This is a genomic window from Kamptonema sp. PCC 6506 (genome assembly GCF_000180455.1).
Lineage (GTDB): Bacteria > Cyanobacteriota > Cyanobacteriia > Cyanobacteriales > Microcoleaceae > Kamptonema > Kamptonema formosum.
Window position 1 is genome coordinate 1 of the sequence record NZ_CACA01000170.1, and the last position, 9,363, is coordinate 9,363.

At 42.3% G+C, this 9,363-nt stretch carries 12 protein-coding genes; 9 read left to right on the forward strand and 3 right to left on the reverse strand.

Going from position 1 to position 9,363, the window contains the following annotated elements; translation table 11 throughout:
- Both OSCI_RS09355 and OSCI_RS09360 read right to left on the reverse strand, forming a co-directional pair.
- Nucleotides 1-1,127: DegT/DnrJ/EryC1/StrS family aminotransferase (locus tag OSCI_RS09355; RefSeq protein WP_039962001.1), on the reverse strand; the 1,127-nt coding region annotated here is incomplete at its 3' end.
- A 15-nt stretch (nucleotides 1,128-1,142) separates the two neighbouring features.
- Nucleotides 1,143-1,655 (reverse strand): helix-turn-helix domain-containing protein, encoded by a 513-nt coding sequence (locus OSCI_RS09360; RefSeq protein ID WP_007354682.1) that lies wholly within the window; start codon nucleotides 1,653-1,655, stop codon nucleotides 1,143-1,145.
- A 331-nt stretch (nucleotides 1,656-1,986) separates the two neighbouring features.
- On the opposite strand from OSCI_RS09360, the gene OSCI_RS09365 reads away from it, so the two are divergent.
- From OSCI_RS09365 to OSCI_RS28340, 3 genes are all read left to right on the forward strand, one after another.
- On the forward strand, nucleotides 1,987-2,367 hold the full coding sequence (locus OSCI_RS09365; RefSeq protein ID WP_007354683.1) for a hypothetical protein: 381 nt from the start codon (nucleotides 1,987-1,989) through the stop codon (nucleotides 2,365-2,367).
- A 151-nt stretch (nucleotides 2,368-2,518) separates the two neighbouring features.
- Nucleotides 2,519-2,923 (forward strand): hypothetical protein, encoded by a 405-nt coding sequence (locus OSCI_RS09370; RefSeq protein ID WP_007354684.1) that lies wholly within the window; start codon nucleotides 2,519-2,521, stop codon nucleotides 2,921-2,923.
- Nucleotides 2,916-3,284, forward strand: coding sequence for a type II toxin-antitoxin system PemK/MazF family toxin (locus OSCI_RS28340; protein WP_026103826.1), 369 nt, complete (start codon nucleotides 2,916-2,918; stop codon nucleotides 3,282-3,284). Before OSCI_RS09370 ends, OSCI_RS28340 begins: the two co-directional genes overlap by 8 nt.
- A 125-nt stretch (nucleotides 3,285-3,409) precedes the next feature.
- On the opposite strand, the gene uvrB is transcribed toward OSCI_RS28340, so the two are convergent.
- Nucleotides 3,410-5,413 carry an excinuclease ABC subunit UvrB gene (uvrB, locus tag OSCI_RS09380; protein WP_007354686.1) on the reverse strand — a complete coding sequence of 668 codons (2,004 nt, stop codon included), beginning with the start codon at nucleotides 5,411-5,413 and terminating at the stop codon, nucleotides 3,410-3,412.
- A gap of 187 nt (nucleotides 5,414-5,600) precedes the next feature.
- Here uvrB and OSCI_RS09385 point away from each other — a divergent pair, with 187 nt between their 5' ends.
- From OSCI_RS09385 to OSCI_RS09410, 6 genes are all read left to right on the forward strand, one after another.
- A complete protein-coding gene (locus tag OSCI_RS09385) occupies nucleotides 5,601-6,077 on the forward strand; it encodes a hypothetical protein (RefSeq protein WP_007354687.1) in 477 nt (158 codons plus the stop codon).
- Between the two features lie 358 nt (nucleotides 6,078-6,435).
- Nucleotides 6,436-6,633: a hypothetical protein gene (locus OSCI_RS09390; RefSeq protein ID WP_007354688.1), complete on the forward strand. Its 198-nt coding sequence runs from the start codon at nucleotides 6,436-6,438 to the stop codon at nucleotides 6,631-6,633.
- 298 nt (nucleotides 6,634-6,931) lie between these two features.
- The gene (locus tag OSCI_RS09395) at nucleotides 6,932-7,120 is read left to right on the forward strand and encodes a CsbD family protein (RefSeq protein ID WP_007354689.1); all 189 of its coding nucleotides are present in this window, start codon (nucleotides 6,932-6,934) and stop codon (nucleotides 7,118-7,120) included.
- 122 nt (nucleotides 7,121-7,242) lie between these two features.
- Complete coding sequence (locus OSCI_RS09400; RefSeq protein WP_007354690.1) at nucleotides 7,243-7,695, forward strand: hypothetical protein; 453 nt, start codon at nucleotides 7,243-7,245, stop codon at nucleotides 7,693-7,695.
- A gap of 168 nt (nucleotides 7,696-7,863) precedes the next feature.
- Complete coding sequence (locus OSCI_RS09405) at nucleotides 7,864-8,376, forward strand: hypothetical protein (RefSeq protein WP_007354691.1); 513 nt, start codon at nucleotides 7,864-7,866, stop codon at nucleotides 8,374-8,376.
- A gap of 179 nt (nucleotides 8,377-8,555) precedes the next feature.
- Nucleotides 8,556-9,344 (forward strand): DsbA family protein, encoded by a 789-nt coding sequence (locus OSCI_RS09410; RefSeq protein WP_234708730.1) that lies wholly within the window; start codon nucleotides 8,556-8,558, stop codon nucleotides 9,342-9,344.
- The last annotated feature ends 19 nt before the right edge of the window (nucleotides 9,345-9,363 follow it).

Below are 9,363 nucleotides of genomic sequence, written 5' to 3' on the forward strand. Positions count from 1 at the left end.
AAAGATGCAATCCCCGCCACTACTTGCTCAACTTGAGTTTTTCTCAGTCCGGGATACATTGGTAATGATAAAATCTGTTTGCAGAGATTTTCTGCATTAGGGAAATCGCCTAAATTACCTAAGTTTGGATAGGCAGGTTGGAGATGGCAAGGTATGGGATAGTGAATGCCTGTTTGAATGCCGTTAACTGCGAGTTTCTCCTGAAGGATATCGCGGGTAAGGGGACATTCATCTGTCACCCTGATTACGTATAGATGATAAATGTTACCATTGCCACTCTGGTTTTGGATGGGGAAGATCCCTTTTTTTTTCAGGGGATCTAATAGTTCATTATAATGCAGAGCAGCTAAATTGCGCTCGCGATTCCAACCCTCTAAGTATGGAAGCTTAACATTTAGCACGGCTGCTTGCAAGGTGTCGAGGCGGCTGTTGGTTCCTAATTCTGTGTGCAAATATTTCTGGGATGCACCATAATTACGAAAAATCAGCATTTTTTCTGCTAATTCTCGATCGTTAGTAACGAGCATCCCCCCATCGCCAAAGGCTCCTAAGTTTTTGCTAGGATAAAAGCTGAATGCTGCCGCTTTGCTAAAGGAACCTGCACGGTAATTTTCTCTTTGTGCTAAGTGTGCTTGGGCGGCATCTTCAAATATTATTAAATTGTAGGTTTTGGCAAGATTTAGAAGTTGATTAGGCGATACCATTTGCCCGTAGAGATGCACGGGGATAATTGCTTTGGTTTTGGGGGTTATGGCTTTTTCTGCTGCTGTGAGGTCAATAAGAGCGGTGTAAGGTTCGCAATCTACTAATACTGGTGTCGCTTTGGCCCGAAGAACGCCGATGATGGTAGCGATAAAGGTGTTTGCTGGGAGGATGATTTCGTCGCCAGGGACGATCCCGCAAGCTTGAAGTCCTAGCGCGATCGCATCTGTACCACTGCCCACCCCGATGCCATATTTTACACCGCAAGCTGTGGCAAATGCTGATTCAAATTCGGCGAGTTGTTGGCCGAGAATGAAGTCTCCTTTCTGGATGACTTGTGCAATAGCTTGTTCTATTTGACTTTGGATGGGTTGATGTTGGAGGGAGAGGTCAACAAAGGGGATTTTTGTTGAGTTGTTGGTCATACATGGTGTTAGTAGTTATTCATTTATATTAGTTGGATCTTCTTCGGAGTCTTCCAATTTATCAACTTTCGACTCTTTTGCTTTCTGTCGAATATCCTGTAATTGTTCTTTGGGTTTCCAGTTGCTTTTGGGGGCTAGTCTGTAAATGTCACTACGCCCTTTACGCTGTTCTTTCAAGATTAAGCCCGCATCACAAAGAGTTTTGAGCGCATATTGGGTTTTTCTGACACTCATTTTGCAAATTTCTGCTGTTTTCTTGAGCTTGGCGAAACACTTACCGTCGAGCTTGCCCCCTGTTCTGCGAACAATATGGGCGTAGATTCGGAATTCGTAGGGGTCAAAGCCGTACTCATCAAGATCTGAATGAACGAGTGGCAGGGGCATTAAATCCTTTTTGGGATTGTTGTCGGTCGATGAAACAGGTTTCAGAGCTAGGGGAGTTAAATCATTTTGGGGATAGTCCTCTATGACTTCCTCAGCTATCTGCCAAACATTTTGGTCAGATTGAGCGTTTTTATCTAGAGACATATGTTTTAAGTGCTTGGGTATAGTGCATATAGTGCATTATAACATATGCACTATATGCTATAGCTTAGGTATACACTTATTAAGGTAACTAGATCGTCTGTATTTGTACTTAAGAAGTAATTACCTTACGCAAAAGCACGACTGAAAAAAACTATGGTAAGCACCTAAAACTTAACTGCTAGATTGCTTTATTCGCTCAAGTGTGCTAAATTATAAAAATAAGCGCCCCAGACCTGCAAGTCTAGACGCTTTTTGCAATACTAAATCTTGAAACAGCTTGATGCACGCTAGCGCAGCCGTTTCAAGGAATTACTTTGATTTTTTTAATTGTATGAACCACCATAACACAAAACCAGCCCCTCTGGAGTTACTTGCAAAATTAGCTGACCATCCTCATGGTCTGGAACTAGCCAATTTAGTGGATCGACTCTACCAAGAGGCACAACTGGATACACAGGCAGATCCTCGACAGGTTGCGATCGCACTCCAGCAAGCCAAGTCTCAAGGGATTGAAGATATTCCCTACTTCAAACCGCTTGTAACTCGGATTCAAAATCTTGTAACTTGGGTTCAAAATCTTGTAACTCGGGTTCAAAATCTTGAGGAAAGGCAGCTTTTTATAGAGTCTGAGCTACACCATGAGAATTGCCATTTGAAAGATGAGCTTTCTCAATACAAGTCAAAACCAGATGAATCTTCTGAAGATGATTGATCGAGGGCCGACATCTTAGAGCACGAATACACTAAGGAGAGGTTAAGAAGTTAATAAAAAAAAGTGCGATCGCCTCCCCAAATTTTCCCCTAAAATAGGGAAAGTGGAAAAGCGATCGCCTTCCGCACCTCAACTGTTCTCAACTAAATTTATGAGTGAAATTCGTTTCAAACTAGCAGAATATCTCCAAGAGCGCTGCTTAACTCCTGAAAAGTTGATACAAGCTGTCGGTACAGATAGTTCCCCTGCAATCATTTACCAACTGGTAAAACATGGCAATGAACAGCATCAAATCGACCTATCCACTCTTGCAGCCATTATCCAAGGATTAGGAAAACTAACAGGATTGCCTGTTGGAATAGAAGATGTGCTGGAATTTGTACCCGAAATGACCGACATAAAAAATAATCCTTGGCGAGAATTTGATAGTGAAGAAGAAGACCTCCCTTATGAGTGGGGAGAAAGAAACCCGATGAAGAACTGTAAACCTGTGCGTTATGTGGAAGGCATAGGGTTAGTTGTAGACAGCGAGGAGGTAGAAGAATCTATTGGTTAAATCAATAAGTGTCAGGGATGTACTAATAGTTAATTTCCCCAAGCAATCTCCTTCAGGTTGTGAACAACAAGGGAGACGACCAGCAGTAGTAATTACTCTACCAAGGCTTACAGGAGTAATACGCTATCAAGTCATAGTTGTTGCACCTATGACAACAAAATCTGGAGATTGGGTAATACAAAATCCCAGTTTATATCCCTGCCTTGCTGCTGGAGTTGCCAATCTACCACTAGATTCTATCGTCTTGCTAGATCAATTGCGATGTTTGGACATTAAGCGAATATTAGCTTACCAAGGCACACTAACTCCTGAAGAGTATCAGCCAATAGCAGATGGACTGAAAGTAATGCTGAGATTATAAATTGTTTATCAATAACCTACAATTGGGTCTAGCCCACTGAATGCGATCGCTAATTTTTAAACTCTTTATACTTTTTTATCAAAATAGTAAGATGGGCAATGCCCACCTTACTACTACTAAAGCGACTAATGACCTAGTAGTTTATCTCGCAAGTGCTTAATGCGATCGCGAAACTTAGCCGCCTCTTCAAACTCCATCTTCTTCGCCGCTTCCTTCATCTGCACTTCCAACTGACCAATCAACTCAGGTATCTCTTCCAAAGATAACTCATCTATCTGTTCGTAGACCGTTTCTAAATGCTGAGAATTTAGCCGCCGCGACACATCTAAAAAGGCTAAAATTGCATTCTTAGATGACTTCTTCGCAATTGACTGCGGTGTAATTCCGTGCATTTTGTTATAGGCCAACTGAATCCCTCGCCGCCTATCAGTTTCATCAATGGCTTTAATCATGCTATCTGTCAAGTTATCACCATACAATATCGCCTGTCCCCGGACATGACGAGCCGCCCTACCAATGGTTTGAATTAAAGAACGTTCTGACCTTAAAAACCCTTCCTTGTCTGCATCTAGAATTGCTACCAAAGACACCTCTGGTAAATCTAATCCCTCCCGTAATAAATTGACTCCAATTAATACATCAAAATCTCCATCTCGCAAAGATTGCAGAATTTCTATGCGCTCAATTGACTGAATTTCTGAGTGCAAATACCGGACTCTAATTCCGCGTTCTTGCAAATATTCTGTTAAATCTTCCGCCATGCGTTTAGTTAAGGTTGTCACTAATGTCCGCTCTTGCAGAAGTACGCGCTCTTTAATTTCGCCTAGCAAATCGTCAATTTGCCCCTCAGTCGGACGCACATAGATCTCAGGATCTATTAACCCTGTGGGGCGAATTACCTGATCGGCAACTCGACTTTCAGAGATTTCTATTTCCCAATTCCCAGGGGTAGCAGAAACAAAAATACACTGGTTTACTTTTTCCCAAAATTCCTCTGCTTTCAAAGGCCGGTTATCTGCGGCGCTAGGTAAGCGAAATCCATGCTCGATTAACACTTTCTTTCTGGCTTGGTCGCCATTGTACATTCCCCGTAGTTGTGGCACGGTGACGTGAGACTCATCTATTACTAACAGCCAATCTTTGGGAAAATAATCAATTAAACACTCGGGCGGTTCTCCAGCATTTCGCCCTGCTAAATGGCGGGAATAATTCTCGACTCCATTGCAGTAACCAACCTCTCGCAACATTTCTAAATCGTAGCGAGTTCGTTGTTCTAAACGCTGTGCTTCTACTAATTTACCCGCTTTTTTTAGTTCTTCTACGCTGTCTTCTATTTCGATTTCAATTGCTTGACAAGCTGCCTCCAATTTGTCTTCAGCGGTTACGAAGTGACGGGCGGGATAAATATTCAAAGCTTCTACGCTTTGGATAATTCCACCACTTACGGGGTCAACATAGCGAATCGCATCAATTTCATCGCCAAAGAATTCTATGCGAATTATTCTATCTTCGTAGGCGGGGCCAATTTCCAGTACGTCACCTTTGACGCGGAATTTTCCTCGACCTAAATCTAAGTCGTTGCGGCTATATTGAATGTTAACTAAATCTCGCAATAGTTGCCGCTGGTTAACTTCGGTTCCTACCTGAAAAGGGATAGCAGCTTTTAAATATTCCGCTGGCATTCCTAAGCCGTAGATGCAGCTAATTGATGCTACTACGATCGCGTCGCGGCGTTCAAAGAGGGATCGCGTTGCTGAGTGTCGCAACATATCGATCTCGTCGTTAATTGCTGCTGTTTTTTCGATGTATGTATCGGTGACGGCAATGTATGCTTCTGGCTGGTAATAGTCGTAATAACTGACGAAGTATTCGACGGCATTATTGGGGAAAAAACCTCGCAATTCGTTGCACAGTTGAGCAGCTAAAGTCTTGTTATGTGCTAAAACTAGGGTAGGTCTGCCAACTTTCTCAATAACCGCAGCTATTGAAAAGGTTTTGCCTGTACCCGTCGCACCAAGTAGAGTTTGGAAGCGATCGCCTGCAAGTACGCCTGAAGTTAGTTGCGCGATCGCCTTCGGTTGATCCCCAGTCGGCTCAAAGGGAGCTTGAAGATAAAATTTATCTCCCATAGTAACTATCAGAGAATGCTATGTTACTTATAAATATTAACAAATATGTAGTTAGATTGCAATTAAATTAAAATATTTGGTACAATTTAGGATATTTTAATTATTGACAGTAGAATTGAAAGCTGACTAAAAAAGTGCTTCTTCTAGTCAATAGTAAACCTACTCAGCAACACAGAGGTATTTAATTATGGCGATTAACAGAACTGGCAAGAAAACCGCGAGCCAGGGACGCAGAAACAGTGGTAAGACAGAGGAAGTTGCAGCTAATGAGGCTGTTACCCAAAAATCAGGGAGTATATCTCAAGTTATGGCTTTAACAATTAGGGACAAAGCAATGAGCGATCGCAAACAGCCAGACATTCAATTGTATCATAATCCTCTACCTCAGAATCGACCAATTGGAGCTAATGATTTTGAGGTGTTTGAGACTATCCGCAACCGCCCCATAGAATCAAGTTCTCTGGAAGTGATAGAAATAGTGGACAATCGGCCAGTCATGGCAGATAACTTTCAGGTAATGGAAATGTACTCTGAAGCTGGAAACCGCCCAGTTGGTTCGAGCACGCTGCAAATTAGCGAACTTTACTCCGTGATGGGTGGCAGTCGCCCTATAGCTCCCAACGAAACTGATGATACTTTCACACTGATGGGATTCATTGATTAGACGCTTCAAAGTTAACCTCATCGATTCCCTATAACCCCCTAACAAAGGGGGGTTCGTGACTGCTGAAACACCTAAAATTTTTGATGAGCATAGGACTTACGCCAATCTACTTTTAGCGCCGCAGTCTCGGTGTTAAACTTACCATTGAGACTGCGGCCTTAAAAGCATGATAGGTCAGTCTGAGAGCAGTTGAAGGCGTTAAAGTTTCTGTTCCTTTTGTATTAGCTTTAAATCTTATATATTATCTCTATAGGCAGATGAATAGCTCAACTATTTCTCTTACTATAAAAGCATGGTTGAATTTACCGGGAACTGTCCCTCATTTAAATAAATTATCTAAAAAACATGGTGAAAGCTCATGATTGACGAAGAATCAGCAACAACCCATATCCAGTATGTTGAACAGAAAAATCGAGAAGCTAGGGCAGAATTACTCTGCGAGGTAGCAGAGAAAGCTGGAGGTGAACATCGGCAAGCTGAGGCTCAAACTCTCCGTGCAGCGGAAATCTTAAAAGAAGAACTTAATCAAAAGATAGATGAAGAAACAAAACATTAACATCTTTTGAAGCTAAACAGTTCAAATCGTAATCTTGTCAAACAAAACCCTTATGGAGAGTGTAGGGGTTAAATTTATTTTTACAGTCCGCACAGGCGGACTTTGTTTTGTAGTTGCGAAGTTATTCCCAAATATAGTTGTCGCAGAAGGCAGAAAGATTTAAATATTTAGCGGTTGCTATCAGATTCTCTCCTTTTTCTTTAATCTACCTCTTGGTAGAGGGTAAAGCAAGGAATTTGTTAATACCATGAGTTTAAGACAAAAAAAGTAAACAACTTTACAGAATAGGAGAAAGATCATGAGTGTAGAAGATCGCGCCAAAGCTACTGGCAAAAACCTTGAAGGTGTGGCTCAAGAAGCGCTAGGTAATGTTACTGGCGATCCAAAGGATAAAGCTGAAGGCCAAATGAAGCAAAAAGAAGCTCAAGTCCGCCACGGAGTCGAAGATATCAAAGATGACGTGAAGGAAAAAGTAAACCGCGCTTAATACTAACTCAGAGGGTCTGGGTAGCTAAGTTTCTATCTAGACCCTCTGTTTATAGTACAGAATGAAAACAGAGATCAGTAATTAATCATTCTGTTAAGAGCGTTTCGCAGAAGGAGGAAAAAATGAATTTTTTTCAGAAAAGTCGCCAAATTATTACCGGGCTAATGTTGGTTTTAGTCCTGACTATTTCTACAGCCTGTGCGGGAGCACCCGCAGCCCAGAAACCGACTAATCTACCAGTAGCAATTGGTAGTAATTCCAATTATTACGCACAGCTACAACGAGGAAATACCCCAGTTGGTCAAGATTTTGGCAATTGGGTGATGCAGACTGCAAAGAATGTAGTACAAGACGTTTATATCCGGGACAACAACAAGTTAGGTGTTGTAATTACGCCGCAAGTCCGCCCTAATGAAGTAAAGGATTTAGCAAAATCTTTAGCCCAAGGTTTTCATCACAATTTCCCGAATCAAGATGTAACGGTTTTGATGTATGCCCCAGATAAAAAACTGATTTTGACGGCGAAATACGATCAGCAATCCAACCAGATTGAGTACAACTCTGGTAAGGCTTAAGTCATTTAAGCGAGTAAGGCTTAAGTAATTTAAGACTTAGGGAATTAATTACAAGTCTAATTGTTGTCAGGGCGAGCTAAGCGAAGTAATCTTCCACTCGCAGCCGAGAGCGTAATTTCTGAATTACAGATTGAGACGCATAAGTTTTGAAAATTGGAGAAAAATATCATGGCTACCAGCGACCAATACAAACGTCAAATCATGAACGATTTGTCGCACGGAAATACTGAAGAAATGCCGGCAGTATCGGCCGACGAATACGAAAATTTTGATGACTTTGCTCAGCGGACTACTCCAGCTCAGCGCAGACAGTTATTCGGTCAATCTTTGCACCATGATAACGTTTCGCCTGCTCAATTAGAGCCGGAGTTGCAAAAGGCGATCGCGCAAATTAAACCGAATGAACGGGATGATGTGGCGCGGGAATTCTTTAAGCATTTGAGCAAGAAAGGACTGAGCGATCGCGCTTTAGAGCAACAGCTAGGACTTTCGACTCACAATCCGAACCACATGACTGCTGATGATGTGGCGAGGTTGGCATCGTTTACCTACCACTCCCACCCCGATATTTTCCGCGAAGTGTTGGCAGATCAGCCCAGTTTGATGAAGTTTTTGGGCAATCCGATTGTTGCGGGTATTTTGGGAATTGTCGCCGCTAAGTGGCTAAGCAATCGCCGCTAGGATTAAGTTGAGAGGCGGCTTGAGAGTTAACTAAGTTTTCCGGGAAATCCAGAGCGATCGCATCAGTGCGATCGCTCTTTTCTTTTGCAACACCCAGAGGGCGGCGTTACCAGCAATATCTAAGGTATATTTAAATTGATTTGCCCCTGAGATTGAAAATTTAGAGTTTCACATTTGTTATGAACATATCGTCTATGCGGAATCAACTCTATCGCCTGCAAGTTTTCTCACTAGCAGCACTTTTAATAGTTTGCCTGACTTTAATCGGTTGTTCGCCCTCCGCCCAATCAGCTAATAATACTCAACAACCAGAAGGCAAATTAAAGGAGCAAGTCTTACAAATTATCCGCGAAAATCCCGAAGTAATTTTGGAGTCAGTACAGGCGTACCAGCAACAACAACAAGATCGATTGCGATCGGCTAGGCAGTCATTTTTGGAGCAAGTAAAAAATAATCCTCAAGCTGCGATCGCAGATTCTCCTACTACTGGTTCACCTTCGCAGAAAATTGTTCTCATAGAGTTCTCTGACTTTCAATGTCCCTTTTGCAGCAGAGCTCACAATACAGTCAATCAGTTTATGGCAAAACACCAGGACAAAGTTACTTTAGCATTCAAACATTTTCCCCTGGTTCAAATTCACCCGCAAGCGCTACCAGCCGCGAAGGCAGCTTGGGCAGCTCAGCAGCAAGGGAAATTTTGGGAGTATCATAACGCTTTGTTCGAGCAACAACAACAGTTGAGCGAAGAGTTGTATAGCGCGATCGCGAAAAATCTAAATCTGAATTTAGAGAAGTTTAATAGCGACAGAAATAGCCCTGCCGCCGCCGCCGCCATTCAGAAAGACATTCAAATAGCTCAAACATTAGGAATTGACGGTACTCCCTTCTTTATCTTGAAGGGAGAAACCTTCTCTGGTGCTGTTGAACTATCCGAAATGGAGAGCATTTTGGCGAAAGTTTCTAAGTAATTGGGAATTGGTAATTGGG

What these genes read in the sequence shown, in the direction of transcription:
- OSCI_RS09360 (WP_007354682.1), bottom strand. Translation starts at nt 1,655, where the DNA reads ATGTCTCTAGATAAAAACGCTCAATCTGACCAAAATGTTTGGCAGATA.
- OSCI_RS09365 (WP_007354683.1), top strand. Translation starts at nt 1,987, where the DNA reads ATGAACCACCATAACACAAAACCAGCCCCTCTGGAGTTACTTGCAAAA.
- OSCI_RS09370 (WP_007354684.1), top strand. Translation starts at nt 2,519, where the DNA reads ATGAGTGAAATTCGTTTCAAACTAGCAGAATATCTCCAAGAGCGCTGC.
- uvrB (WP_007354686.1), bottom strand. Translation starts at nt 5,413, where the DNA reads ATGGGAGATAAATTTTATCTTCAAGCTCCCTTTGAGCCGACTGGGGAT.
- OSCI_RS09385 (WP_007354687.1), top strand. Translation starts at nt 5,601, where the DNA reads ATGGCGATTAACAGAACTGGCAAGAAAACCGCGAGCCAGGGACGCAGA.
- OSCI_RS09390 (WP_007354688.1), top strand. Translation starts at nt 6,436, where the DNA reads ATGATTGACGAAGAATCAGCAACAACCCATATCCAGTATGTTGAACAG.
- OSCI_RS09395 (WP_007354689.1), top strand. Translation starts at nt 6,932, where the DNA reads ATGAGTGTAGAAGATCGCGCCAAAGCTACTGGCAAAAACCTTGAAGGT.
- OSCI_RS09400 (WP_007354690.1), top strand. Translation starts at nt 7,243, where the DNA reads ATGAATTTTTTTCAGAAAAGTCGCCAAATTATTACCGGGCTAATGTTG.
- OSCI_RS09405 (WP_007354691.1), top strand. Translation starts at nt 7,864, where the DNA reads ATGGCTACCAGCGACCAATACAAACGTCAAATCATGAACGATTTGTCG.
- OSCI_RS09410 (WP_234708730.1), top strand. Translation starts at nt 8,556, where the DNA reads ATGAACATATCGTCTATGCGGAATCAACTCTATCGCCTGCAAGTTTTC.